Source organism: Streptomyces sp. NRRL F-2580 (assembly GCF_000720115.1).
Taxonomy (GTDB): domain Bacteria; phylum Actinomycetota; class Actinomycetes; order Streptomycetales; family Streptomycetaceae; genus Streptomyces.
In genome coordinates, this window is record NZ_JOIR01000063.1 from 1 (window position 1) to 23,664 (window position 23,664).

At 71.3% G+C, this 23,664-nt stretch carries 27 protein-coding genes and 2 pseudogenes; 13 read left to right on the forward strand and 16 right to left on the reverse strand.

The features are described from left to right. Positions 1-177: 177 nt before the first annotated feature. The 3 genes and pseudogenes from IF88_RS47015 to IF88_RS47020 all read right to left on the reverse strand — a co-directional run. Positions 178-549, reverse strand: a pseudogene (locus tag IF88_RS47015) (phytanoyl-CoA dioxygenase family protein); the annotation flags it as partial. A 113-nt stretch (positions 550-662) separates the two neighbouring features. After that, positions 663-830: pseudogene (locus tag IF88_RS44905) on the reverse strand (diaminobutyrate--2-oxoglutarate transaminase); the annotation flags it as partial. Positions 831-921: 91 nt separating this feature from the next. Further along, the gene (locus tag IF88_RS47020; protein ID WP_158754848.1) at positions 922-1,098 is read right to left on the reverse strand and encodes a hypothetical protein; all 177 of its coding nucleotides are present in this window, start codon (positions 1,096-1,098) and stop codon (positions 922-924) included. A gap of 171 nt (positions 1,099-1,269) precedes the next feature. On the opposite strand from IF88_RS47020, the gene IF88_RS0137755 reads away from it, so the two are divergent. Further along, positions 1,270-2,739, forward strand: coding sequence for a hypothetical protein (locus IF88_RS0137755; protein WP_030723506.1), 1,470 nt, complete (start codon positions 1,270-1,272; stop codon positions 2,737-2,739). A 209-nt stretch (positions 2,740-2,948) separates the two neighbouring features. Beyond that, the gene (locus IF88_RS49470; protein WP_324617235.1) at positions 2,949-3,017 is read left to right on the forward strand and encodes a hypothetical protein; all 69 of its coding nucleotides are present in this window, start codon (positions 2,949-2,951) and stop codon (positions 3,015-3,017) included. 45 nt (positions 3,018-3,062) lie between these two features. Here IF88_RS49470 and IF88_RS0137765 read toward each other — a convergent pair whose 3' ends face one another. Then, positions 3,063-4,277, reverse strand: a complete 1,215-nt coding sequence (locus tag IF88_RS0137765; protein WP_030723508.1) for a hypothetical protein — start codon at positions 4,275-4,277, stop codon at positions 3,063-3,065. 73 nt (positions 4,278-4,350) lie between these two features. Further along, complete coding sequence (locus IF88_RS0137770) at positions 4,351-4,563, reverse strand: hypothetical protein (protein ID WP_030723510.1); 213 nt, start codon at positions 4,561-4,563, stop codon at positions 4,351-4,353. 172 nt (positions 4,564-4,735) lie between these two features. On the opposite strand from IF88_RS0137770, the gene IF88_RS0137775 reads away from it, so the two are divergent. From IF88_RS0137775 to IF88_RS0137790, 4 genes are all read left to right on the forward strand, one after another. Continuing rightward, positions 4,736-5,053 (forward strand): hypothetical protein, encoded by a 318-nt coding sequence (locus IF88_RS0137775; RefSeq protein WP_051838255.1) that lies wholly within the window; start codon positions 4,736-4,738, stop codon positions 5,051-5,053. A gap of 358 nt (positions 5,054-5,411) precedes the next feature. After that, on the forward strand, positions 5,412-5,993 hold the full coding sequence (locus tag IF88_RS0137780; protein ID WP_234323849.1) for a ribosome-inactivating family protein: 582 nt from the start codon (positions 5,412-5,414) through the stop codon (positions 5,991-5,993). Between the two features lie 132 nt (positions 5,994-6,125). Continuing rightward, complete coding sequence (locus IF88_RS0137785; RefSeq protein ID WP_051838256.1) at positions 6,126-6,950, forward strand: hypothetical protein; 825 nt, start codon at positions 6,126-6,128, stop codon at positions 6,948-6,950. Positions 6,951-7,042: 92 nt separating this feature from the next. Then, the gene (locus tag IF88_RS0137790) at positions 7,043-7,777 is read left to right on the forward strand and encodes a class F sortase (RefSeq protein ID WP_051838257.1); all 735 of its coding nucleotides are present in this window, start codon (positions 7,043-7,045) and stop codon (positions 7,775-7,777) included. A gap of 72 nt (positions 7,778-7,849) precedes the next feature. On the opposite strand, the gene IF88_RS0137795 is transcribed toward IF88_RS0137790, so the two are convergent. Further along, positions 7,850-8,644: an MBL fold metallo-hydrolase gene (locus IF88_RS0137795; protein ID WP_030723520.1), complete on the reverse strand. Its 795-nt coding sequence runs from the start codon at positions 8,642-8,644 to the stop codon at positions 7,850-7,852. A gap of 107 nt (positions 8,645-8,751) precedes the next feature. Here IF88_RS0137795 and IF88_RS0137800 point away from each other — a divergent pair, with 107 nt between their 5' ends. Further along, positions 8,752-9,363 (forward strand): CGNR zinc finger domain-containing protein, encoded by a 612-nt coding sequence (locus IF88_RS0137800; RefSeq protein WP_030723526.1) that lies wholly within the window; start codon positions 8,752-8,754, stop codon positions 9,361-9,363. A 133-nt stretch (positions 9,364-9,496) separates the two neighbouring features. Here IF88_RS0137800 and IF88_RS0137805 read toward each other — a convergent pair whose 3' ends face one another. Next, positions 9,497-10,543 carry a glycoside hydrolase family 26 protein gene (locus IF88_RS0137805; protein WP_107050730.1) on the reverse strand — a complete coding sequence of 349 codons (1,047 nt, stop codon included), beginning with the start codon at positions 10,541-10,543 and terminating at the stop codon, positions 9,497-9,499. Between the two features lie 1,014 nt (positions 10,544-11,557). Here IF88_RS0137805 and IF88_RS0137815 point away from each other — a divergent pair. Together IF88_RS0137815 and IF88_RS0137820 are read left to right on the forward strand one after the other, a co-directional pair. Then, a complete protein-coding gene (locus tag IF88_RS0137815; protein ID WP_030723532.1) occupies positions 11,558-11,851 on the forward strand; it encodes a hypothetical protein in 294 nt (97 codons plus the stop codon). A 262-nt stretch (positions 11,852-12,113) separates the two neighbouring features. Then, the gene (locus IF88_RS0137820) at positions 12,114-12,356 is read left to right on the forward strand and encodes a protealysin inhibitor emfourin (RefSeq protein ID WP_030723534.1); all 243 of its coding nucleotides are present in this window, start codon (positions 12,114-12,116) and stop codon (positions 12,354-12,356) included. A gap of 56 nt (positions 12,357-12,412) precedes the next feature. Here IF88_RS0137820 and puuE read toward each other — a convergent pair whose 3' ends face one another. Beyond that, positions 12,413-13,321, reverse strand: coding sequence for an allantoinase PuuE (gene puuE, locus IF88_RS0137825; RefSeq protein ID WP_030723536.1), 909 nt, complete (start codon positions 13,319-13,321; stop codon positions 12,413-12,415). A gap of 752 nt (positions 13,322-14,073) precedes the next feature. Here puuE and IF88_RS41560 point away from each other — a divergent pair. Further along, positions 14,074-14,382, forward strand: a complete 309-nt coding sequence (locus tag IF88_RS41560) for a hypothetical protein (RefSeq protein ID WP_234323850.1) — start codon at positions 14,074-14,076, stop codon at positions 14,380-14,382. 518 nt (positions 14,383-14,900) lie between these two features. On the opposite strand, the gene IF88_RS0137845 is transcribed toward IF88_RS41560, so the two are convergent. The 4 genes from IF88_RS0137845 to IF88_RS47025 form a co-directional block, all read right to left on the reverse strand. Then, positions 14,901-15,596, reverse strand: a complete 696-nt coding sequence (locus tag IF88_RS0137845) for a DUF4232 domain-containing protein (RefSeq protein WP_030723540.1) — start codon at positions 15,594-15,596, stop codon at positions 14,901-14,903. A gap of 210 nt (positions 15,597-15,806) precedes the next feature. Next, entirely contained in the window at positions 15,807-16,331 is a 525-nt protein-coding gene (locus tag IF88_RS0137850) for a hypothetical protein (protein WP_030723543.1), read from the reverse strand. 316 nt (positions 16,332-16,647) lie between these two features. Beyond that, positions 16,648-17,022: a VOC family protein gene (locus IF88_RS0137855; protein ID WP_030723545.1), complete on the reverse strand. Its 375-nt coding sequence runs from the start codon at positions 17,020-17,022 to the stop codon at positions 16,648-16,650. A gap of 102 nt (positions 17,023-17,124) precedes the next feature. After that, positions 17,125-17,316: a hypothetical protein gene (locus IF88_RS47025; protein WP_051838258.1), complete on the reverse strand. Its 192-nt coding sequence runs from the start codon at positions 17,314-17,316 to the stop codon at positions 17,125-17,127. A gap of 70 nt (positions 17,317-17,386) precedes the next feature. On the opposite strand from IF88_RS47025, the gene IF88_RS47030 reads away from it, so the two are divergent. Then, complete coding sequence (locus tag IF88_RS47030) at positions 17,387-17,836, forward strand: hypothetical protein (RefSeq protein WP_051838259.1); 450 nt, start codon at positions 17,387-17,389, stop codon at positions 17,834-17,836. Here the strand turns inward: IF88_RS47030 and IF88_RS0137865 are convergent. From IF88_RS0137865 to IF88_RS49235, 4 genes are all read right to left on the reverse strand, one after another. Continuing rightward, positions 17,833-19,101 carry an FAD-dependent oxidoreductase gene (locus tag IF88_RS0137865; RefSeq protein ID WP_030723546.1) on the reverse strand — a complete coding sequence of 423 codons (1,269 nt, stop codon included), beginning with the start codon at positions 19,099-19,101 and terminating at the stop codon, positions 17,833-17,835. The two genes, IF88_RS47030 and IF88_RS0137865, sit on opposite strands and share 4 nt — an antisense overlap. A gap of 53 nt (positions 19,102-19,154) precedes the next feature. After that, entirely contained in the window at positions 19,155-19,643 is a 489-nt protein-coding gene (locus IF88_RS47035; protein ID WP_158754851.1) for a hypothetical protein, read from the reverse strand. Positions 19,644-20,629: 986 nt separating this feature from the next. After that, positions 20,630-21,145: a GNAT family N-acetyltransferase gene (locus tag IF88_RS0137875; RefSeq protein ID WP_051838260.1), complete on the reverse strand. Its 516-nt coding sequence runs from the start codon at positions 21,143-21,145 to the stop codon at positions 20,630-20,632. Between the two features lie 9 nt (positions 21,146-21,154). Beyond that, complete coding sequence (locus IF88_RS49235; protein ID WP_267884555.1) at positions 21,155-21,283, reverse strand: hypothetical protein; 129 nt, start codon at positions 21,281-21,283, stop codon at positions 21,155-21,157. Positions 21,284-21,599: 316 nt separating this feature from the next. Between IF88_RS49235 and IF88_RS0137885 the strand changes: the two genes are divergently transcribed. Further along, positions 21,600-22,061, forward strand: a complete 462-nt coding sequence (locus IF88_RS0137885; protein ID WP_234323851.1) for a DUF1772 domain-containing protein — start codon at positions 21,600-21,602, stop codon at positions 22,059-22,061. A gap of 195 nt (positions 22,062-22,256) precedes the next feature. Then, positions 22,257-23,630 carry an acyl-CoA synthetase gene (locus IF88_RS0137890; protein WP_030723552.1) on the forward strand — a complete coding sequence of 458 codons (1,374 nt, stop codon included), beginning with the start codon at positions 22,257-22,259 and terminating at the stop codon, positions 23,628-23,630. Positions 23,631-23,664 lie beyond the last annotated feature (34 nt).

Below are 23,664 nucleotides of genomic sequence, written 5' to 3' on the forward strand. Positions count from 1 at the left end.
CGTGGACACCGCCTTCGAACCCTGGCGCGACCTGATCACCGACATCCGTACGCTGCGCCTGAGCGTGTACGACGTGGCCGACCGACTGCGCTCCATGCGACAGGAGTCCTGACCGGTCGGGAGACCTGCCGAGGCCGGGCACGGCGGGGGGCCGGAGCACCGGCCCCCCCGCCGTACGTAGAAGCCGCTGGCGCCGAACCCGGGCTTGACGTTGATCCGCGACTGGTGCACGTACACGTCGGAGCCCAGGATCTGCCGTGCGCGCCCCACGACGCGCGGCTCGGCGACGGGGGCCGCGAACACCTCGCTGATCCGGTGGACCTCGAAGACGGAGCGCACTTCGCGGGAGTTCGGCTCCACGATGGACCGCTCGTCGGCCAGCGTCGACGGGTCACGGAGCAGCCGGTCCATCTCGTCCCGGTAGACGTCCACCTCGTCGGGCGTGACGAGTTCGTCCACGGACAGGAAGCCGTCGCGCTCGAAGCTCTCCAGCTCGTGGGCCCACATCCGGCCCGGCGTGCCGAGCTCGGACCAGACGACGGGGTCCACGCGGCACGGTTCCCTCGATGTCCCGGAACGAGCGGACGATCATGGTGGTGCCCTTCGTGGTGCGTGCGTGGTGCGTGGTACGGGCTACGGGCTACGGGGTGACGGTCAGACGGTCAGGCGGTCTCGCGGACGGAGCGGGCGAGGATGCCGAGGCCCTCGTCGAGTTCGTCGCCGGTGACGGTGAGCGGCGGGAGCAGCTTCACGACCTCGCCCTCGGGGCCCGAGGTCTCGACGAGGGGACCGTGCCCGAAGGCCCTCCGGCACACCTCCGCGGCGCGCTCCTTCTGGCGTCGGCGTCGTCGTCCGCCAGTTCGCCGAGCACCTGCGCCGCCACCTGCTAGGCATCCGCCCAGGGTCCCGCAGGCGAGGCCGTCAGCCCGGGCCACGGAGCGCCGAAGGGAGCGACAACCTCTTCGAACGGATCTGGATCGCCGAGAGTTCGGCTACCTGGTCTCGACCAGGGCAGTGCTCGCTGACGCCCGCGATCTCCTCCTGGGCGTAGCTCTCCCAGCTCTCGCCCGGGATCTGGTCCACTGTGCGTTCGTGCACGCCCCCCCGATTTCCCCGTCTGTGAAATGAATCGCCGGGAGGCCAACAGCCGCCTCCGACACTGCAAGGGGTGCCGGGCCGCCGCGCGGGCTTGGTGGGTCGGCGGTGGGGCGGAGGCGGTGCGGCGGAAGGGCGGTTGACACGTCGAACGCGGCAGGTGAGAGTCCTTGCGTGAGCGTGATCAACGAGCTGTCCCCTGCCGAGGCACGTGTGTGGCGGGCCTATGCCCGCGGCGATTCCTTGGACTTCCGCACCGCGGAGGACGAGGACGCGTCGCTCGGCGACGACTGGGGCCCCGAGCGGAGCGTACGCGCCACCGTGCTGCGGAGGTTGCTCGTCGAGAACCCGCAGGAGGAGGGGGAGATCGCCGCGCTCGTCATCACGGGAGCGCGAGTCATCGGCGTACTGGACCTCAGGCACGCCACGATCGACGTCGCCGTCCGGCTGAGCCACTGCCGCTTCGACGACGTCCCCGACCTGTACGGCGCCCAGTTGCGCGAGCTCGACCTCAGCGGGTCCGTGCTGCCGGGCCTCACTTCGGCGAGCCTGCGGGTCGCGGGCGTACTGAGGATGACGGACTGCCGCCTACGGGGTCCGGTGCGGCTCAGCGGGGCCGAGATTCCCGGCGCGCTGCACATGGAGCGCGCGCAGTTCACGGCGGCGGACGATTCCGAGCCGGTGCTGCAGCTCAACCAAGCCGCGATCGGGGCGGACATGTGGGCGCCGCAGATGCGCGCGGACGGACAGGTACGGCTCACCGGCGCGTCCGTCGCGGGACGGATCAACCTGCAGGACGCGGAGTTCAACACCCCCGGTGGCACCGCGCTGGACGCACAGAATCTCAACGTCGGCGCGCACGTACGGGCACGGCGCATGCGTGCCCGGGGCCGGGTCGAACTCCGGGGCTCGCACATAGCGACCCGTCTCGACCTGCTCCACGCCGATCTGTCACATCCGGGCGACACGGCGCTCCGGGCGAGCAGCTGCGTCATCGGTGAACTCTGGCTCGGCGGGGGCGGCGGCCGTGTCCAGGGCGCTCTGAACCTGCGGCGGTCTCAGATGGAGATCCTGAGCCTGGAACCGGACGTGCTCCGGGACCAGGTGCTTCTCAGCAATCTCAGGTACACCGTGCTCACCCCGCACGAGCCTGCCGAGCGCCGCCTTCCGATGCTCGAACGCGACGGCGGTCCGTACGAGCCCCACCTCTACGAGCAGTTGACGGCCGCGTACCGCCACGTCGGGGACGACCACGCGGCCCGTCTCGTACAGCTCGCCAAGCAACGACGCCGACGCGCCACCCTCCCGTGGTACGGACGGCTGTGGGGCCACGTTCAGGACGCCACGGTCGGCTACGGCTTCCGGCCGTTGCGCGCGGCAGGCTGGCTGTTGTCCCTCCTGGCCTTCGGGTCCGTCGCCTACGGTGTGCACCACCCCGATCCCGTCAAGGCGGGCGAGGCCCCTGGCTTCAACGCCGTCTTCTACACCCTGGATCTGCTCCTGCCGGTCATCAGCTTCGGGCAGGAGACGGCGTTCTCCCCGGACGGCTGGCACCAGTGGCTGTCGTACGCGCTGGTCATCGCCGGCTGGGTGCTGGCCACCACGGTCCTCACGGGCGTGACCCGCACGGTAAGCCGGTCATGAGGAAATGGCCTCCCGGGCGCCGGCCGTGGGTAGGGCCGGTCGGACCCGAGCAAGGAGGACCGGCGCGGCGAGCATCGTGATCCACAGACGAGCCTGGACGACGAGGAGAAGGCGTACCAGCTGGCGCGGAGCGCGGTGGAGGCACGGCTGGCGGCCGGTGCGCACGTCGACGCGTCGAGCGCCACCCGTACGACGTGCCGCAGTGGATCGTGCTGCCGACCGTCGGGACCTCGGACGAGTACCTGGCGTGGGCGGTGGAGGAGACCACCCCCCAGTAGGCGCGGAACCGGGTCGCCTCGCCGGGGACCACAGGACGGCCCCCCTCAGTCCTGCCAGTAGAACAACAGCGTGTGCACGTCGAGCGGTTCGCGCGCCCCGAAGTAGTAGACGCCGAGGCCGGTGACGCGGATCGACCCGGTGGGCGCGTCGATCCAGCGGAAGCCGGCCGCCTCCAGGGCGGCACGCGCGGCCGGATCGTCCTCATGGTCCCCGGCGAACCGCCCCAGCGTGCTGACGAAGAGCTCGCTCCTGCCGCCCTCCCCGTACCCGATCACGTGGTACGTGCCACCGCCCTGCCGGTTGGCTTCACCGCAGGACAGCGGCGGCCGGGGAGCCAGCCCCGCCGCCGCCAGCGCGGCCGTGGCCAGGACCAGTTGCCGCTCCTCGTCCGGCGGTTGCGGCGGCTCGGTGCACAGGGCCTCGATCCGCCAGCGCGGGTCGCTCTGCTTCTCGCAGTCGTGCCCGTACTCGTGCACGATCGCCCTGCGGATCTCCTCGTCCAGCCCCTCGACTTCCACCCGAGGGCGCCCCAACGTCTCGTACACGGCCCGGGTCTGCGCCACGTCACCCGTCAGCCGGTGCAGCGCGTACGCGGCCCACAGCGCGGCGTCGGCCGTCGGAGCCGCGGCGAGGTGGGCGCGGAGCCGGTCCGGGCAGGTCAGCAGCGACTGCGCGAGGTGGGCCACCTCCGGATCCGGGTCGGCGAGCGCGTGGGTGACGTCCTCGCCCGCGCGGTCCCGTACACGCACGGCGACGGCCCGGTCCTCCGGCCGCCCGTCTCCGAGCTCCGAGAGCACCGCCTCCACGCCGTGCCTGTCCATGAGCGCGTCCAGTCCGGCCTCCCCGACCGCCCGCCTGGTCCGCCAGTGGCTGAACGCGAGGGTCGCCAACTCGGCCGCCGCCGTGCGGTCCCCGAGGGCCCCGCGCGCCTGGAGGACCGCCTCCCGCATGCCGTACGCCTCCTCGCGCCGCCGGTCCTCGTGCCGAAGCCAGGGGAGGAGCTCAGCCCGGTCCGAGAGGAGCCCCAGCAGTGCCTTGCGGACCGTCCCGGATTCCTCGGTGTCGCGGACGCACGCGAGCAGTTCGCCGACCCGCGCCCGCGGCACCCGGCCGACCAGCCCCTCCACGCAGGCCGTCCGGCGCCACCAGGGCTGCGCACCGTCGACGGCGCACCGCGCGAGCAGGTCGGGGTCGTACGCCCGCAGTCCGGCGGAGTCGGTCTGCCCGGCCGCGGGCGTCAAGGTCTCGATGTTCGGCATCCGGGGATGCTACTGCGCACCCCGGCGTGCTCCGAAGCGGATTACTCCCGGCCCGTCCGGGAGGCGCGCAGCGCTACGGGGCGGCCGTCCGGCTCTCGACGCGGGTCGCCAGCAGGCGCAGGATCTGGCCGGCGGCGTGCCGATGAGGATCGTGCTGTCGGGAGCGGCGTGCAGCGAGAGCGGCCCGTACGGGAGCAGGGGACGCCGGTGGAGTACCGTCCCCGTCGGCCGGGTCGACGGTGAAGAGCACGCTCTCGGCCGCGCCGTCCGGGGCGAGAGCGACCACGTCCCGCCACCCCCGCCGTACGTACAGCAGCTCGGGGCGCCGGCGGGCGTCGAGCGGGACGAGGTCGTACCGGTCCGGTACGTGGACCGAACCGAGCCGCTGGCGGAGGGTCCGGGCGGTTCGCTGATCCGCATGTTATTGCAACCTGTCCAGGTCGAGCCTGGCGCACGCCATGGCGGTCGTGACGCCCACGTACCTGTCGGCAGCCACCTGCAGCGTGATCGGGGCGGGCCGTACGGAGCTGACGCCCCACCTGGTGACCGACTTCGCAGCGCTCCTCGGGATCGATGCCCGCGAACTGGCCGCGCTGACCGGCGTGCTGCTGCCGGAGCCGCCCAGTCCTCCGGCAGCGGAGGCCGTGGACGCCGCGACGGTGCTGTGGGAGCTCCGCCGCCTGTCCGCGCCCCACGCAGAACGCGTTGCCGAGCCGGCCGAGTCCATGCGCGGAGACTCCCCGGTCGAGTACTGCATCAACGCGCCGGGATGGTGACGCCGTCGCCGGCGGGTACGGCCGCTGCAGGCGGTCCCTGGTGCTGTGCACGGGGGCTGGGCTGCCAATTCCCGGCCATGTAGGGCCCGTTGGCGGGAGCTCATCGGTCTCCGGTCATCGGGATCATGCGCTGATTTCTTAGCACGAGAGGCCAAGTATTCGTTCTGCCGCCGCCAGGAGGACTACAAAGGTCCCAAGCGAACCGAACCCGGCGATGGGGACGTGACACCCGTCGGCGATCGGAATGATGTCGAAGGCGGTGGATGTGCATGCGTGAGTGCAGCAGAATCGAACCGATTGCGGTCAGATTACTTCCGAGGGGCCCGAGTTCCGGCTCCTTCACCTGATACGGGCGGCCATGCTGAAACCCGTGTCGTTTTCCCCGGCGTACGCATCGGTGGACGAGTATCGGGTCCTGACGTCGACCATTCGGTCGAGGGTGGAAGATGCTCAGGGCGCTTTCAGCAGGGCCGGGCGCGGGGAGGGGGGAGTGCTCCACCTCCCCGTGCGCATTCAGCTTCGAGGTTTGTTCATCGAGCTCTACGTCGAGCTCCGCCTGCAGAACGCGGGCCTTCGCATCGTCGGATTCCGCAACACCTTCGAGAACGGGCAGGCGCCACCGGAAGCGTACGTCCGCCATGTGCGGGACTCGGTCGCGCCACCGGGAATCCGCCGGGCGCAGGCTCTGCCGTTCGGCGGAGGCCGTTCCGACCTGGAGTCGGCCGCCGACGTTCGGCGTTCGGGGATCCTCCTGGGGCGCCGCCCCTTGGGTGACGCGGTGGTCTGGCTGCATCGGAACCGAGATCCGAAGCGCACCGCACACGGAATTCTCGTGCTCTCGGAAATGCTCTGCGAGGCTGCCCGATTCCCTGCCCTGACCGATGCGATGTCATGCGTCTGGATGACCGGTGGGCGGCTCTCAGCCGCGGCCGTCGTCTGAAGTGCCTCACACAGGCACCATTCTGCGGGAGTTGGGGCGCCGAAGAAGGAGCGAGTCCCCTCAACAGGGGCTGGTCTCCACCCCGTACGACCTGCGATTCCCGCCCTGGGGATCCACGGAACAGGAGCGAAAGTGATAGTCAAGCGCACCGGTCGCCTCGTGGTTCTCGCCGCCGTACCCGCCGCCGTGTTCCTCACCCTCGGCCTTTCCGGACCAGCTCTCGCGGAGGGCGGAAAGGCGTACCAGATCGACCTGGCGCAGCTGAACGAATCGGGCTCCAGCGGTACGGTCATGCTCGGCCTCAAGGGAAACCAACTCACCGTGCAAATCGAGTCCAAGGGCATGGTGCCCGGACAGCCCTCGGCCCAGCATCTGCACGGATCGACGAAGGGCCACGACTTCCACTGCCCGGACGCCACCGACGACACCGACCGCGACGGGGTCCTCAGCAACACCGAGGCCACGCACGACTACGGCGACATCAACATCTCCCTCACCACGACCGGCGACACCAAGGCCACCAGCGGTCTCGCCGTGGACCGCATGCCCGTCGCCGACAAGCAGGGCAAGGTCTCCTACAAGCGGACGATCACCGTCGGCCAGGACGTGGTCGACCACATCAAGGACCTGCACGTCGTGCAGCACGGCATAGACCGCAACAAGAACAAGAAGTACGACTTCGAGGGGGCCGGCAAGAGCGAGCTCGACCCCAAGCTCCCCCAGGAGGCCACGGCTCCGACCAACTGCGGGGAGGTCAAGGGCGCGGCCGTGGGGTCCATTCCGGTCGGCGGCATCGAGACCGGCGGAGGTTCCACGGAGCATGCGGCAGCGCCGGTGACGATGCGCGACGGTGGGGCGATCGCCGTACTCGCGGTGGTGGCCGGTGCGGTGGCGGTCGCAACGAGGCGGGCCGTGGCAGTCCCCGTCCGCAGGGAGACCACCGGGGGCGGCGCGTGAAGCCGGCCCCCACGCCCTCCGGACCCGGACCTGCACCTGCACCCGGACCCGCGTCTACACCCCGGTCCCGGCCCCGACCCGGGCCCGCCCCCGTGTCTGCGCCCCGACCCGGACCCGCGCCCGCGGCCTCGGCCGCGCGGCTCCGACGCCGGACAGCAGGCCCCCTGGCGGCCGCCGCCCTCGCCGGGCTGCTCCTCGCGGGGTGCGCCGGCCAGGACACGGCGAAGCCGCCCGCCCCGGCGGGGCAGACCCTCCAGGGCGGGGCGCCGGCCGCCGCGGCACCCGCGGACGGATCGCAGAGCGGCACGGGCGGTACGGGGGGTACGGGCGGAGCGGGTGGTACGGGCGGCGCGGTCGCGGCCGAGCCCGCCCTCGCCCGGTCGGAGCCGCAGAAGATCACGATCCCCTCCCTCGGCCTGTCCAGTTCCCTGGAGACCCTCCGGCAGAACGCGGACGGCACCATGCAGACCCCGAAGGACCCCGCGCTCGCGGGCTGGTACGAGCCGGGGCCGACCCCCGGTTCGCAGGGACCGGCCGTGATCGCCGGTCACGTCACGTGGAACGGAGCAGCCGCAGTGTTCGAGAAGCTGAAGACGATGAAGGCCGGCGACACCATCAAGGTGGCCCGGCGGGATGGCAAGACCGTCACGTTCACCGTGGACCGGGTCGCCGAGTACCCGAAGGCCGAATTCCCCACGCTCGAGGTCTACAAGAACCTCGACCACGCGGGCCTTCGCTTGGTCACCTGCGGTGGGGACTTCGACCCCAAGAAGCACTACTACGACAGCAACGTGGTGGTGTTCGCCCGGATGACGGGCGCCGCGTAGCCGGGCCGACGGGCCGGGAAGACGTCCGTCAGCCGCAGGTCCCCACTGCGGCTGACGGACCCCGCCGCTCTGTCAGTCCCGGTTGCCCAGGTCCAGGCGGTCGGCCAGCCCGGCGGTGGTGAAGGCGGCGACCAACTGGTCGCGGCCCTCGGTGAAGTGGGCCCAGCTGTCGTAGTGGACGGGGACGACCCGGCGGGCGCCGAGGATCTCGGTGGCTTCGGCGGCCTGCGCACTGCTCAGGACGAGCGGTTCACCGTCGAAGAGGACCGGGAAGCGGGGAGCACCCGCGAAGAGTATGGCGGTGTCCACGGGGGCGAAGCGGGCGGCGATCTCCTTGACCGCGTCGAGCGAGGCGTTGTCGCCGCTGACGTAGACGGTGGGCAGTCCTTCACCGGTCAGGACGAATCCGACGACCTGGCCGGTGATCGGCTCGACCTCCTCGCGCGGCCCGGGGCCGTGGATGCCGGGCACGCCCGTGACGGTGACGGTGCCGCCGCCGGGGCGGTCCAACTCGACGGACTCCCAGTCGGCCAGCCCCTTGGCCCCGCCTCCCAGGCGCTCTCCGCCGCCGGGGGTGGTGAGGGTGAGCGGGACGTCGGCGAGCAGGGCCCGGCCGGAGGTGTCGAGGTTGTCGGCGTGCTCGTCGTGGGAGAGCAGCACCACGTCGACGGGGCCCAGGTCAGCGGGGGTGCCGGTGGCGGGTGCGGTCTTCACCAGAAGTGAGCCGCCGGGCACCTGGTAGTCGCCGGGGGCGTCGAAGGTCGGGTCGGTGAGGAACCGCAGTCCGCCGTACTCGAAAAGGGCGGTGGGGCCGCCGAAGACACGGACGGGGAACTGCTCGAAGGCGGTGGTGCCGGTGGCAGACATGAGCAACCTCACGGTTAAGGAGTGGTTCATCCGTGATCACCGTAGATGGTTCTCACGGATGAGCGCAAGGTCGAACGTGAGAATCACGGAAAACCGCGAGTTGTACCATGAGAGTCATGGAAGAGATCGTGACCGCCGAGCCACTGCCGCCCGCACCCGGTGCCGAGCAGTACCCCGCCCTCGACCTCGCCAACAGCGCCGTCGCCCTGCCCGGAGGGCACCACGTCGATCTCCTCGGTACCCCCGCCGCCGCCGAACAGTGGCTCGTCGACAGAGGACTCGCCCCGGCCGACACCGGCCTGGCGGAGATGTGTGCCAGCCTGCTGCGCTCCCTGCGCGAACAGGTCCGCGCCCTGCTCGCCGCCCACGTCGCCGGGCTGCCCGCCCCCGTCGCCGCACTGACCGCCGTCAACCACGCGCTCACCCGAGCCCCCGCGGCTTCCCTGCTCCACTGGGACTCGGCCCGCGGCCTGTACCGCGAGGCGGCCCACCCCGTCTCCCAGATCGTCGAGCACGCCCTCGCCGTACTCGCGGCCGACGCGGCCGACCTGCTCACCGGCCCGGACGCCGAGCGCCTCACCGCCTGCGGCTCCACCCCCTGCACCCGCTACCTCCTCCGGCACGGCCGGCGCCACTGGTGCTCCACGCGCTGCGGCGACCGCGCCCGCGCAGCCCGCGCCTACGCCCGCCGCACCCAGGCAACGCCGACGAGTCCCTGACGTTCCACCCATCCCGAGGGGGAGTGGCCGTACTGCCCGGCCGGAGCGGCCCCGGAACTGTCTGCGTAGACGGTGTATCGAGGATGAGGGCGGGTGCGGGAACCTGGGCGGGGGCCCAGACGGGCGCCCCGCTTTACGGTTCCGGCTGAGCCTTGTGGTCCTCGCGGTCGACGTCGGAAGGGTGACCGCTGCCCTGATGGGTGGACAGGAACTCCCGGAACACCTGTGCGGAGCGCGGGTTCTGCCCGCACTGCCACACACCGTGCGGGCAGTAGTCGGTGATGCTCTGGTAGAGGGGCCTGTGCTCGGCGATCCATGCCAGCATGTCCTGCATGTATTCGGGGTTGTCGCCGTTCCGGAACAGCCCCCATTCGGGGTACGAGATCTGCTTGCCGTGCGCCCGCGCGAAGTCGACCTGCAGCTGGAGTCCGTAGGGCTGCGTGACGTGCTCCTCGAAGGAATCGCCGGGCGGCTGGTCGTAGCTGTCCATGCCGATGATGTCGACCACGTCGTCACCGGGGTAGCACTTGGTCCAGGCGATCGCGTCACCGCCGCGGTTGGGGGCGAAGTCGAACCGGAAATCCTGCCCCTCCACGGAGCGCATGGCGGCCACGATGCCCCGCCAGTACTTCTTCCAGTTCTCCGGATCGGGCCGGCACCGGTGGGTGTAGTTGAAGCCGTTCATCTCCCAGCCGAGCACGATCACCGTGTCCGGCACCCCGAGGCCGACCAGACGCTCGGCCAGCCGCCGGAAGTGGTGGTCGTACTCACCCCGCGCGCCGGAGCGGAGCAGCTCGGCGACCCGGCCGTCGGGGACGCCGGCCTCGTTGCGCTCCAGCATGGGCACGTTCAGGACGAACAGCCGATCGGCTCTCGCCCTGCGCCACGCGGCCCAGGTGCGCAGGGAGTCGGGTGCCCCCTCGATGTTCGACCAGGTGTCGCCGGGCAGGTACGTGTGACCCGCGCGCAGCTCGGAGCCCCCGAGCCAGCGCGAGAGCTCCTGCATCCTCTCGACCCCGGGCGAGCCGTAGTGAAGATAGGCGCCCACCGCGACCTCGGACTCGAAGTCACCGCCGGACTTCTCTTCCGGCGGCGTGACGACGGCGCCCCCGGTGACGAGCAGGGCGACAGCGATCAACGCTGCGCCGGCGCCTGCCAGCCAGCGGCCTCGATGGGACATGACACCTCCACGCGCGTCGTGAACCGAACCGATCCGTCTGCCAGCGACGTTAGGCATCTCATCAGACGCGCGGCACGCCCGGTGTCCGGATGCTGGGCCATTCGCGGCAGCGGGCCGCCGCCGATTGGCCCGACCAGGTGAAAGCCGCCACCCTCACGCGTAAGTGTTCGGCGCGGCGTGCCGTTGACGCACGTGTCGTCTCCCCGTGGCGATCGTGTTCGACGGGCTACTTCCTCGCGTCCTTGAGCGCACCGGCGACCAGGGGTCGGAACGGAACCAAATCGCCGCCGCCCTTGATCTTCTCGATCCCGTAAGCGTCATCGCTTTCCCAGTCGGCTGACTCCTCCCGTGCCGCGTGATACGGCCTGACTCCTGTCCGGAGTACGGCCACTGTCGCTTGCCCACGAAATCCAGTGCCGCGATTGCCGCGACGCCCTGTACCGCGCCCCCTGCCATGAGCAGGAACCCCGTCATCCTGTGGGCGAAGTACGGGGACCCGAGGGCGTCCACCTGCCCGACGGAAATGAGCAGGACCATGCAGCCGAGGAGCCCGGCCACCAGAACGGCGCCGGTCGCGTATCTCGTGGTCGCCCGGTCGGGCCAGACGTCGGGGCCCACCCGTCGCCACTCGACGGCCTGGTCGTCGAGGTCCAGCTCGGCGAGCCTGGACCGGTCGAGCAGGTCACGCAGCTCGTGCGCCGTCCACACCTGCCCGGCGGGTTCGCCACGTACCCAGACTTCACGGAGTCCCCTCCGGTCCGGGGATGGACTACCACGATCGGCTCGTCGGTCATGCCCTCAGCCTCGCCGTCCCCCGGAACACGGGCACGCGCGACTAGGCCGTTCCGCGCATCCGGACGACCTTCGACTGAGTGTGCGAGCGGTCGACGAGTCCACCGCTTCCACAAGATCCACGCGCCCCTCCTTCACTACCGCACGCCGTACCACCGAAAGTCACTCACTCCCTACTCTCGGTCATGACAGCTGGTCAGGAGAGCGGAACGAGGTAGGCGAATGATGCGACGTACGGCAAGGCTGCTCGGGGCGTGCGCGGCGGCCGCGATGCTGGCGCTGGCGACCCCGGGCACGGCGCAGGCGGCTCAGGGGGTCCTGCTCATCGACGGCACGCCCAACCGAGACCCGAGCGGTTGCTTCCCCCTGGGAGACTTCGCCCCGCCGGAGGTCTCCAACTACACCAACGGGACGGCCTGGGTATGGACGGGCCCGAATTGCGACGGCCGGGTGGTGCACGCGATCTTCGCGTACCAGGTCACCATCGCGCACGGCCGGAGCCTCTACATCGAGTGAGCGAGGTGGAGGACGGGGCGGCCGGAAGATTCCCGGCCGCCCGCGCGGGCATATACGGCGGCGAGAGGCCGGCCGCACCGCCTCTGACGGCGCATCACTGCACCCGGCCCGCCGACAACGGGTCGGCCACGCAGCGGCGCTTTCCGGACGTTCGTACCGCCGTTCCCCTGATCCCTGACAGCGGGCCGGTGTTCGGGGCAACCGCAGGAGTGGCTGCGACGTGCAGGCCGCGTGACACCACTGCGAACAGGGAGAAACAGCCATGCTGATCACGGTCACCCGCTCCGGAGGCTTCGCCGGCCACGAGAAGCTCCGCGCCCTCGACACCTCGGGCCGCGCGGACGCGGGGGAGTTGGAGGAACTCGCGCAACGGGCCGTCGCCCCCGTGGCCGACGGCTATCACTACCGGATCACCGTCGACGACGAGGTGCTCGACCTCCAGGACCCCTTCCTCTCCGACGCCCAACGGACACTCATCCGCACGGTCCTCGGCGAAGGCACCTGACCGGCCTCGACCAGGCAACCCCGCTGCGCTCCCTTACCCGCCACCGCGGCGTGAGCTCAGCGCAGGGGCGGGTGCGTGGTGAGCCAGTGACGTGCGATCTGTTCGCGCGTGGCGAGCCACGTCCCCCCGCGCTGCACCACGTGCTTCAGGAACCCGTCGAGCGCGCGGATGCGGCCCGGCCGGCCGATGATCCGGCAGTGCATGCCGATGCTCATCATGCGCGGCCGGTCGGCGCCTTCGGCGTGGAGCGTGTCGAACGTGTCGACGAGGTACATGAGCAGGTCGTCCGCGGTCGTGAAGCCGTGGACGATCAGGAACTTGAAGTCGTTCGCGTCGAGGCTGTACGGCACCACGAGGTGCGGGCGGCCGCCGGTCTCGACGTAGAACGGCAGGTCGTCCGAGTAGTCGTCGGAGTCATAGAGGAAGCCGCCCTCCTCGACGACCAGACGCCGCGTGTGGGGGCTCGTCCGGCCGGTGTACCAGCCGACGGGGCGGCGCCCGACGAGCCGCTCGATCGTCGCGATCGAACGTGCGATGTCGGCGCGCTCGACGTCCTCGGGTACGTGGCGATAGTCGATCCAGCGCCAGCCGTGGCTCGCCACCTCCCAACCGGCGGCGCCCATCGCGCGCGCCACCTCCGGGTTGCGTTCCAGGGCCTGCCCCACGGCGTACACGGTGAGCGGTGCACGGTGAGCCGCGAGCGCGCGGTGGATGCGCCAGAAGCCGGCGCGCGAACCGTAGGCGAACATCGACTCGACGTTCAGATCGCGTCCGCCGACCACGGGCGGCGCACCGACGAGCTCGTGGAGGAAGCCCTCCGACGCGCGGTCGCCTTCAAGGACGTTCTGCTCCCCGCCTTCCTCGTAGTTGAGGACGAGGCTGACGGCGACGCGGGCACCGCCGGGCCAGGCGGCGTGCGGCGGCTCGGCGCCGTAGCCGACGAGGTCGCGTTGAGGCTCGGACACGGCCGCACCATACCGCTGATCGGTCGCCGCGCCGGAGACGCGGGGCCAATGCAGTCTCCGGAAGCCTCGCAGTATGCGCTCGCGGGTCTGAGTCGGGTGCACACCCGCAGGGTGAGCGCCCGAACTCACGCGGCTCCACCTCGCGATCGGCCTGCCCTTTAACCGGTGGCGTGGGCGCCCCTCTGCCGGGAGGCTGAGCGGATGGCTCCTTCCTCTTCCTGTTCCTCTTCCTCTTCCGACTCACCGAACACGGGTGACCGACGGGGCATCGAACGGATCACGGGCCGCCCGCTGTGCCAGGACTGGCCGGCCGCCGCGCTGGCCGCGGGCAGCCGGGTCACTGTTGTCCGCGATCCTGCCTGGGACGGACCCTGGCGGAACGAGTTCCAGGGCACGATCGACGACATGGCGGCGCCCGAGCCCGTGAGGAGCCCTCATGCCCGCGTCGGATAGCTGGCGTTCTGGGTCACCTTCGACGTACCGCAGTACGACAGCGACGGGAACGGCCCGTATCGCAAGGCCCAGATCTGGGACCGGTACTTGCGGCCGGAGCCGGCGCTCGACAGGGAGGCGTAGAACGGCCCCCGCCCGGCCGATCACGGTTGTGGGAGGTCGGGCATGATGCCCCGGTGAGCAGCATCATCGAGTTTTTCCTGGCGCCGGATGACGTGTGAGCGGGCCTGGTTCTTCAGACCGGGCAGGGGCGTGCCTTCGAGTCACTCTCCTTCGGCAACTTCGATCCCGAGGAAGCCGTGGTCGACTGGGAATGCCTCCTTGCCGGCGGTACCTTCGACGAACTCGTCGAAGTCGGTGAGCCTCGTATCGTCGCAGGCCAGGACAACGCCGGGGCTGTCGTCGCGATCTCGCCGCGCCTGTCCGCTGCACTGGCCGACGCAGAGCGCTCGAAGCTGCGCGAGGTCGCTGCGGTGTGGGCCGCGCAGCGCGCGGAGGATGGTGAGGCCATCGACTCGGAGACCGCTGACGCGATCATGACTGATCTGGCTGCCCTCGTCAGCACCGCCCGGCGTCAGGGTCAGGGCGTCTACTGCTGGGTCGCGTAGGGATGCGCGCTCGAAGCCGGATCACGGCAGATACTGCGGTGGCGGGGCGAGGAGTACGTAGCCGTCCCATGCCGTAGGGCGTAGCGGGTGGCCGCCTACGGCCTGTGCCCCTTGGAGGTGGCCTCGGCGCGCCTGTTGTAGTGGGGTGACTCGAAGGACGGGGACCGGTTCTTCTGGCGTTCTCTCGTGGGTGACCGGGAGAACTCACTGGTCATTTGTCTGGTCGGGCAATGGGCCGTGGTGGCACTACGAGGGCGGAATGGGCCAGTTCCTGGCCGAACTCTGCGACGGCACCCTGGAACCGTGGGCACTCCCCACGGTCCACCCCGAGGTCACCGGCGTCCACCACGCCCGGCCTGCCACGCCGTAGCGGGATCCGCCCCCACCCCCGGGCCTTCGCACGCTGGTCGTGTCGGCTGGGCAATGGCGAAGGTGCAGCCGACGCTACCCAGGGCGTGCGAGTGACTGTGGTCTGGCCTACGCCCTGGACGCCGTTAGGGGACGGCCGGAAGCACGGCTCAGCTCTTGCCCGACCTGAACAGGAAGTCCTCGACGGCGCGGAGATCGGTGTTCCAGTACGTGACCCAGGGATTGGGCCCGACCGAGAGGGAGCCGACCTCGTCCGACAACCTGATGTCGAGCGGCGCCACTTCCTTGTTGCTGTTGAGTGCGCGGTCCTGGTAGCCGAGGGAGAACGACGTGGCGGTCCATGTCTGCTGTCCCGCTTTGAAGAGGAACACGCCCGCGTACGCCTTCTCTTTCGGCCCGATCGTGGCGATGGCCCGCGGGTTGGACTCTGCCGCACCGTACGGAGCCCCGATGTCGGTGCCGAAGCGGACGTACGGGTAGTGGTAGAGGGTGCAGGCCTTGTCGGTGAAGTTGGTGGCTGTGATGAGCAGGTGCTGGCCCGAGTCCTGTCGCCATCCCGACGTGCCGATGGAGAGGTCGTTGTCGTTGCAGGCCACGACGCCGGTGCTGCCGCCGCCAGGGCTCTGCGAGGGACTGGCCGCGCTCCCGCCGCCGGGCGGGGTGGTGCCGGATGCGCTCGGGGTGCCGGAGGGGGCGGGGGAGCCGGTCGCACCCGGGGGGAAGGAACCGGTGGGGCTCTTGCCGTTGTCCGTACCGGCGGAATCACAGGCCGTGGACAAGAGGAGGACGGCGATGGCTGCGACCCCAAGGGTGTAAATCTTCCCGCTCTTGCGGACAGCGCGCATGGTGGCCCCCGTATGCCTTCACATGGCTTGAATGGTGTGGTCGACGAATCGGTTCTGCCCGGCGGAATCGCTGAAATCCCCGTTCCCGGGGACCGTTACCGACTCAGGACATGAACGTCACCATTCCATCCCATTGGCCAGCCGGCTCGCCGCCGGGCTCGGCCGGGTGGCGTGCCCCTGCATCGCGTGGGACGCCACGCGGTGCAACGGTCAGGCGGCGCGGCAGAGCGCCGCGGGGCCGGCCGGGGCCGAGGTGCGGGCCACGGTCGCGTGTACGGGAATGGTGGTGCGGATGGTGGCCGTGGCCTGCGCACGGTTCCGTGCGAAGACGACGAGTCGCAGCACCGCGAACCGCGCGACACCGGCCAGCGCCGAGGCCGACAGGTAGACGACCTGCTCGAGCACCGCACCAGGCGTCGCCACCAGCTGCTGCAGGAGCAGCATCGCCATGCAGGTCACCGCGTACGCGGCCGCCGCGGACCCGGCCGACTGCGCATGCTGGCGCCAGGTCGCGCGCCCGCCCGAGCCAAAGGTGAAGCGGGCGTGCAACTCGGTGGAGAGGAGTGTGGAGCCCACGGTGATCAGGGCGTTGGCCAGCACCCAGGGAATCCAGGAGCCGAGGGAGGCCACGGCGAAGCTGGAGGCGAGCCCCACCCCGCCGCCGCAGAGCACGAAGCGGGCGAAGGCGGCGAACGCGCCGGGTGCCGCCTGCTGCGTGCTCTGCGCTGTCTCCATGATCCGACCCCTTCGCTGCTTCACTCCGCCCCGAGCGCACCTCGCGGTCTACGAACCGAGGGATGCGCTCCTCGTGGCACCATGATGGCACATTTATGGCGCCAACAGGGGCCATATTCGGCGCCGTTGGTGCCGTCACGCCATGGGAGTTGTGAATGTGCAGGTCAGCGGCTTGGTGACATGGCGGCATGGTGGCTCAGCGTCCGCAGCGAGGGGGGACAAGGGGACTGTTCTCGTCATGCGACGGGGACAAGGGGACTGTTCTCGTCGGAGACGCGTCGCGGGCGCGGGGGGCGTGAGCGTGAGCGTCAGGAAGTCAGGCTGCTCGGTCGGACTCGCTGCGCAGGACGCAGAATTCGTTCCCTTCGGGATCGGCGAGGATGGCCCAGCCCGAGCCATCGGGATTCCGGTGGTCGGCGACAAACGTGGCACCGAGGCCCAGCAGCCGGTCCACCTCCCCATCGCGCGAGGTCTCCGGGCGCAGGCACAGATGGATCCGATTCTTGATCGTCTTCGCCTCGGGCACCTGGTTGAAGTACAGCACCGGGCCCTCCGCCAGCAGTACCAGAGTCTCCTGGTCACCCGGCCTGGCATCCGGATGCAGCGGACGGCCTGTCACACTGCTCCAGAAGCGGGCCAGCTCGTAGGCATCCGCACAGTCAATCGCCACGTTCTGCAATACCGAAACCATGCGTGGAGCCTTCCTGATCTTCGCGCCGAACGCCACAGAGTTGTGCCACACGCCCGCCCACCGTACGCATCCCTGGCCGGCCGGCCGGCCGGCTGGCCGGCGTCAGGTGTCCATCGGCCCGCTACCCGGGGCCTGGGCCCGCAGCGTGCGGAACCGCAGGCGGAGCGCGGGCGGCGCCCACCAGTTGGCGCCGCGGAGCAATGTCATGGTGGCCGGAACCAGCACGCACCGCACCAGCGTGGCGTCGACGACGGCAACGGTCAGCGCGATCACCGACTGTGCGTCGCCCCGCACCCGTCCCCCTTCGCGATGGCCCTACGCACCTACGACGCCGAGGTCGAGGTCCACGGTGAATCCTCGCGCGGTGTCGCCGACTTGTACGGCGACGGCGACCGGCTCTTCCAAGCCGACCACCCTGCTGCCGCCGGAGCGCATCCTCACCACGGTCCACCTGCCCGCGCCCTGGCCCGGCGAACGCGCCGGCTGCCACCGGGCCATCAGCCGGGCCCACGCGGAATGGCCCCTCGTCGAAGCCACCGCCCGGCTTGCGCTCGACGGCGCCACCATCACGCACGCCGCCGTCGCGGCGGGCGGGGTGGCGCGGGTCCCGCTGCGGCTGACGGAGGTAGAGGCCGCCCTGATCGGCCGCGAGGCCAACGCCGAGGTCCTCGAGGCGGCCGCCGCGACGGTACTCGCCCGTTGCCGTCCGCTGCCGCAGACCGGGTACAAGGCCCAGCTGTTCAGGGGCACCGTCCTGGAAGCCCTGGAACAGGCCGCCGGCTCGGCTGCCGCTGGTTCGGCTGCCGCCGGCTAGAGGCGTGAGTCCGGGCCGAGACGTCCGCTCCGGCTCGGGTCGTTGTCATCGGGGAGGCGGAAGCCGTTGAAGAGGTCGTCCATGCCGCGCAGGGCGAGGCGGGTGGGGGTGGCACGGATCGCGAGGTCGCGGACGGCCACGGCGAGGGGGTTGCGGAGGGCACCCAGTCGGCCGATGCGGCGGGCACGCAGGCGAACGGCGTTGGTGCGGTCGCGGCGGGCGGTGGTGTAGGTGGCGAGGGCGGCCGGGATGGGGTCCGTACGGTCCTTACGGTCCGTATGGTCTGGGCTGTCTGTGGTGTTGGTGTGACCGGTGGGGAGCAGGTGGGCGAGGACGGCTGCGTCTTCGATGGCCTGGCAGCCGCCTTGGCCGAGGTTGGGGGTCATGGCGTGGGCGGCGTCGCCCAGCCACACGATCCGTCCGTGGTGCAGTCGGGGGAGCGGGGCGGCCAGATCGTAGAGGTCGTTGCGGAGGACGTCAGTGGGATCGAGCCGCTCGATGCGGTCGAGGAGGGCGGGGATCGGATCGTGCCACGAGCCGAAGTGGCGGCGGAGTTCGACGCGGGGGTCGGGACCGGCGGCCCGGGTGCCGGCCGGGACGAGGGCGGTGGCGTAGAGGTAGAGGCGGCCGTCGGTGAGCGGGGTGACGCCGAACCGCCGGCCGTGCCCCCAGGTCTCGCTCATGGCCTCGATGCGCAGGTCCGGGGCGTCGACGAGGGCCCGCCAGGCGCTCTCGCCGGTGTAGCGCAGGCCGGGGTGCGTGGGGAAGTAGGCACGGCGCAGGGGGCTGTTGATGCCGTCGGCGGCGATGACCAGATCGGCGGTGAGATCCTGGCCGACCGCGGTACGGATGATGGGGCGGCCGGTGGCGTCGTCGACGGCGGTCACCGGGGCGCCGTAGCGAAGGGCCTGTGGCGGCAGCGCGGCGGCGAGGGCGGCGGTGAAGGCGGGGCGGGGGACGGCGATCGGCGGTATGCCGTGGCGGGCCGCCATGTCAGCGGTCCGGGTCCGGGTGAGCCACCGGCCGTCGAAGCGGCGCAGGCCCATCGTTTCGGGTACGGCGGTGCCGGCGGCGTGGGCGGCGTCGATGCCGAGGGTGTCCAGCGCGCGTAGGGCGTTGGGGGCGAGTCCGATACCGGCGCCGGTGGTGGGGAGTTGGGGGGCGCGTTCGCAGACGGTGACGTGCCAGCCGCGGCGGTGCAGGGCGACGGCGGCGGTGAGGCCGCCGATTCCCGCGCCGACCACGACCACGTGACGTTTCGGCATGGAAGGCCACCTCCGTTCGGCTCGGCACCCACGACCGCAGCTCGGCCCTCACTCTACGTACGTGGCGTGAGGGTGTGTCGAGAGTGTGGCGAGCTGGTCGCGCAACCTGCGGTCCTGTCTGAGCAGTTGGGACGAGTCCGGCCGTTGGGCGAGTGCGGTGATCTCGGGAAGTTCACCGGCTGCGCCCGCATCCCGGGCCGCATCCGCGGCGACGGCGAGGAGTGCGCCGTGCGCCTGGGGGCGGGTGGAGGCCAGGAGGCCGGGGAGCGCGGTGGCCAGGACCGGCCCGAGGGCGGAGCCGTCCGGGGCAGGGCGGCGGCGGCCCGCAGTGACTCGGTCAGCAGGGGCACCTTCATGGTGCCCAGCTGCACGAGCTCGGCGAGGTCGCGGCCCAGCATCGCCCCGTCCAGCCGGCCGCTCGCGCCGAGTTGGGCCAGCGCCCGTACGGCGGCGTCGCGGTCCTCGTCGGGGACGGAGGCAAGCCCGTAGGCGAGGGCCAGGCCGTCTCTTTCGGATCTTGCCGGGCCCGCGGCGCCTGGCACCGTACCTGGCCGCGTTGTCGGGGCGTCCGGGTACGTCCAGTACACGGCACGCCCCTCCGCCTTGCCAGGCACGGCACCAGACGCCGCGGCCGGCGCCGTGAGGACGCGGTGGCTCCGCGGCCGTTCTGGCCGGCGGCCGACGCGATACCGGTCAGCAGGCGGGCCGCCGCGATCTCCGGATGCCAGGGCGCGGCCGCGACCGTGTGCGCGTCCCGCCCGTCCGGCAGCGACGCGTGCGCACAGCAGATGTGCGGCTCGAACAGGCGGAACAGCGCCCGCGGCCCTCGATCGCCTCGTGCCCGACCAGGATCCGGCGACCGAAGCGTGCTCCCCGGCGCCTGCTGTGCGGCTCGGGTGCGCCGGCTTCGCGCTCGCGCTGCCAGCCGCGGTGGGGCAAGGCCGCCCTGGCGCAGCCAGTCGGCCACCCGGGGCGCTTCCTCCAGTTCCAGCTCTTCCGCGGCGGACACCACGTCGGGATCGGCCGGCCCGCCGCCGCAGCGCAGCAGGGCCTGCCCGAGGTCGGCCGGACCGGGCCGGATGCCGAGGCGTGCGTATGCGGCAAGGCGGGCGACCAGGTGGTGCGGTTCGACCGCGCCGCTCGCCCTGCTCGGCACGGAGAGCAGGAACAGGAAGTGGTCACCGGCCCGCAGCCGTGCGCCCATCTCGACAATGCGTGCCCCCGTGACGTAGTCGAGCGCCACGTGCTGGCACAGCTCCAGCCAGCCAGCCCGCCCCGGCACTCTCCCAGCGCTCGGAGGCCTGTACGGGGCCCACCGCGGCGCCGACGATGCCGGCGAGCTCCCGCACGCGGGGGTGCGGCGCCACCGCGAGCTCGCGCGGGACGGGCCCGAGCGCGGCGGCAGGGTTTCGCGGTCCCGGTGGCTGTGGCTGACAACGGCGTTGAGCACCCGCTCGAACGGACAGCGCCGCACCGGACAGCGCCGCACCGGGCGGGGCGCTTCGGCGGCTGGTCCCGCGAGCTGTCTCTACAGAGTGGCCGGAGTGTCGGCCGGGGTGTTCAGGGGGAGTACCCCGACGCGTTGGTCGCCGGCGTACTCGCCGGTGGGGCGGAAGCCGAGCCCGAGATAGAAGGGTTCAGGACTGCCCTGGCCGGTGTGCCAGCTGACGTAAGCCTCGTCGGTACCGCGGGAGCGGATCTCCTCGCAGGCCGCGTGGATGGCGAAGCGGCCGTAGCCCTTGCCCTGGTGACCGGCGTGGATGTTCAGGCGCCAGATGCCGCTGCGGTGGTCGGTGGGGTCGGTGGCCGGGTCCCAGGCGATGTCGAGGAAGGCCATGATGAAACCGACGACCTCCTCGCCGTCGACGATGGCGCGCGGCCAGGCGGCGGTGTGGACGTAGGCCTCGGCGAGCGACTTGACCACGGGGGAGACCAAGTGGGTCTGGTCGGGGCGTACCTGTATCGCGCAGACGGCGTCGAAGTTCTCGGCGGTGACGGGTTCGAGGCGCAGCGGGCGGGCTGCCGGGGTGATCGCGGCGGACATGGCACCAGCCTAGGCGGTGTCCACACGGGTGGCTGTGCGGACCCGGGTGGCGAGGTGGATGTCGGCGCGGGCGGCGTCGAGTTCGGAGCTGGTGATGACGGCGGTGACCGCGCTTTCGGGGTGGCTCAGTGCGCACATGGCCCGGGTACCTGTGCTGACCGTGTGGTCTTTGGGGGCGAATGTGCTGTGGTGACTAAAGATTCGCTCAAGGGTCGGCTGGAATCGGGTAGGAGATCGAGCGGGTGGTGCCACGATCGGGCGCATTCGTGTTCAGGGCGTAGCGCACTTGCGTACCCGCCGACGACCGTGGAAATGAGGACGCTCTCTCATGAGTACAAGCCCGCCCCCGGTCACGCCGCCCCCACCCCCTGCCTCGGAGCCACCGACCCTCCCGGGGCAGGGCGGAGGCGGGGGCGGGGGCCGGTTCGCCGTCGTCCTGCTGACTCTTTCCACGGTGTTGGTGGGGCTGATGGCGGGGCTGTTCTTCGCGTTCGACGTTTCGGTCATGCCGGGGCTGGCGGCCGGGGACGATCGGACCTACGTCACCGCGATGCGCGCTTTCAACGCGGCCATCGACGGCAACCCGCTCTTCGGCATGGCGTTCGTGTTGGCGTTGCTGGTGGCCGTCGGTTCGGCGGTGCTCGAGTTCCGTGCCGGCCGGCGCACCACCACCTTGTGGGTGGGGGCGGCCGCCGTGGCCTATCTCGTGGTGTTGGTGATCACGTTCGCGGTGAACATCCCCCTCAACAATGAGCTCGCGAGCGGGGGTGACGTCGCGCAGATGACCGACTTCGCGATCGTGGAGAAGTTCAAGTCGACCTGGGTCGCCACCAACATCGTCCGTACGGTGTTGTGTACGGCGTCCTTAGTCGCTCTGACCCGTGCCCTGGTCCTGCACGGCCGCGCCACCCGCTGAGTCCCCTGTCTGGCTGTCTGCGAGTCTCTCCGGCTGTCCATGAAGGGGGCTGAGGCTGCCGAACTCGCATCGCGCCCGGAGCCGGCGGCCGGTCCCTGAACGGTCAAGTCCCGCCGATCACGGGTTCGGTCGCCCGTGCCGTCCCACGTAGGCTGGCCGGGCCAGCTGCACCCATCGCCGATCGGAGTCGCCGCCATGCTGACCGCTCTCACCGGTGCCTACGGGGACCGCGCGGACGCCGTCACCGTCGCCGGCCGTACCGCTTCCTACGAGGAGATCCTCGGCGCGGCCCGCGCGGTCGCCGCCGACCTCTCCGGCACCCACCCGCCCGCGTTCGCCGTGACCGCGACGGCCTCGCTGGAAACGGTCGCCGCTGTGGTCGGCGGACTCCTCGCCGGAATCCCCTGCGTACCGCTGCCGCCCGACGCGGGCCCGGCCGAGCGCGGGCACATCCTGCGTGATTCCGCGGCCCGCCTCATCGAGGTGGACTTCGCCCGCCGCTCCACCGCCACCCCTACCCCCGCCCCGACCTCCGTGGTGCGGGGCTCGGACGATCCCGCGCTGATCCTCTACACCTCCGGTACGACCGGCGCCCCCAAGGGCGTGGTCCTCAGCACCGCGGCGATCACCGCCGATCTCGATGCCCTGGCCGAGGCCTGGCAGTGGAGCGCCGCCGACACCCTCGTCCACGGACTGCCCCTGTTCCACGTCCACGGCCTGGTCCTCGGGGTCCTGGGAGCCCTGCGTACCGGCAGCCGTCTCGTGCACACCGGCCGCCCCACACCCGAGGCCTACGCCGCGGCCGGCGGCAGCCTGTACTTCGGGGTGCCCACCGTCTGGTCCCGCATCGCCGCCGATCCGCACGCCGCTGCCGCCCTGTCAGGGGCCCGGCTGCTGGTGTCGGGCAGCGCGGCCCTCCCCGCGCCGATCTTCCGTGACCTGGAGCGGCTGAGCGGGCACCGCATCGTCGAGCGGTACGGGATGACCGAGACGCTGATCACCGTCAGCGGCCGGGCGGGCGGCCGTTTGAGCCCCGGTACGGTCGGCACCCCCCTGCCCGGCATCTCCACCCGTATCGCCGCGGAGGACGGGGCCGAGATCGGTGAACTCCAGCTCACGGGGCCCACCCTGTTCTCCGGCTACCTGGGACGGCCCGAGGCCACCGCCGCCGCGTACACCGAGGACGGCTGGTTCCGTACCGGGGACATCGCCGCCGTCGACGACAGTGACGGCGTTCACCGCATCGTCGGCCGTGCCTCCACCGACATGATCAAGTCGGGCGGGTACCGGATCGGCGCGGGTGAGATCGAGAACGCCCTCCTGGACCATCCCCGCGTCACTGAGGCGGCCGTGGTCGGCGTCCCGGACCCGGACCTCGGCCAGCGCATCGTCGCCTTCGTCGTCGCCCAGCAGGTCACCGGCACCGAGCTCACCGACTTCGTGGCGGCCCACCTGTCGGTCCACAAGCGCCCGCGCGAGGTCCGCTTCGTGGCCGCCATCCCCCGCAACGCCATGGGCAAGCCACAAAAGCGCCTCCTGCTGAGCGAGGACGGCAAGCCCCGGCCCTGAGCCTCTGCACCCCACCCCCCCCGCCCCACCCCCC

Bases quoted from the DNA above. Each gene is read 5' to 3' on its own strand.
- IF88_RS0137765 (WP_030723508.1), bottom strand. From the start codon at position 4,277: ATGCCGAACATCGAGACCTTGACGCCCGCGGCCGGGCAGACCGACTCC.
- IF88_RS0137775 (WP_051838255.1), top strand. From the start codon at position 4,736: ATGGCGGTCGTGACGCCCACGTACCTGTCGGCAGCCACCTGCAGCGTG.
- IF88_RS0137780 (WP_234323849.1), top strand. From the start codon at position 5,412: ATGCTGAAACCCGTGTCGTTTTCCCCGGCGTACGCATCGGTGGACGAG.
- IF88_RS0137795 (WP_030723520.1), bottom strand. From the start codon at position 8,644: ATGTCTGCCACCGGCACCACCGCCTTCGAGCAGTTCCCCGTCCGTGTC.
- IF88_RS0137800 (WP_030723526.1), top strand. From the start codon at position 8,752: ATGAGAGTCATGGAAGAGATCGTGACCGCCGAGCCACTGCCGCCCGCA.
- IF88_RS0137805 (WP_107050730.1), bottom strand. From the start codon at position 10,543: ATGTCCCATCGAGGCCGCTGGCTGGCAGGCGCCGGCGCAGCGTTGATC.
- IF88_RS0137815 (WP_030723532.1), top strand. From the start codon at position 11,558: ATGATGCGACGTACGGCAAGGCTGCTCGGGGCGTGCGCGGCGGCCGCG.
- IF88_RS0137820 (WP_030723534.1), top strand. From the start codon at position 12,114: ATGCTGATCACGGTCACCCGCTCCGGAGGCTTCGCCGGCCACGAGAAG.
- IF88_RS0137845 (WP_030723540.1), bottom strand. From the start codon at position 15,596: ATGCGCGCTGTCCGCAAGAGCGGGAAGATTTACACCCTTGGGGTCGCA.
- IF88_RS0137850 (WP_030723543.1), bottom strand. From the start codon at position 16,331: ATGGAGACAGCGCAGAGCACGCAGCAGGCGGCACCCGGCGCGTTCGCC.
- IF88_RS0137855 (WP_030723545.1), bottom strand. From the start codon at position 17,022: ATGGTTTCGGTATTGCAGAACGTGGCGATTGACTGTGCGGATGCCTAC.
- IF88_RS0137865 (WP_030723546.1), bottom strand. From the start codon at position 19,101: ATGCCGAAACGTCACGTGGTCGTGGTCGGCGCGGGAATCGGCGGCCTC.
- IF88_RS0137875 (WP_051838260.1), bottom strand. From the start codon at position 21,145: ATGTCCGCCGCGATCACCCCGGCAGCCCGCCCGCTGCGCCTCGAACCC.
- IF88_RS49235 (WP_267884555.1), bottom strand. From the start codon at position 21,283: ATGTGCGCACTGAGCCACCCCGAAAGCGCGGTCACCGCCGTCATCACC.
- IF88_RS0137890 (WP_030723552.1), top strand. From the start codon at position 22,257: ATGCTGACCGCTCTCACCGGTGCCTACGGGGACCGCGCGGACGCCGTC.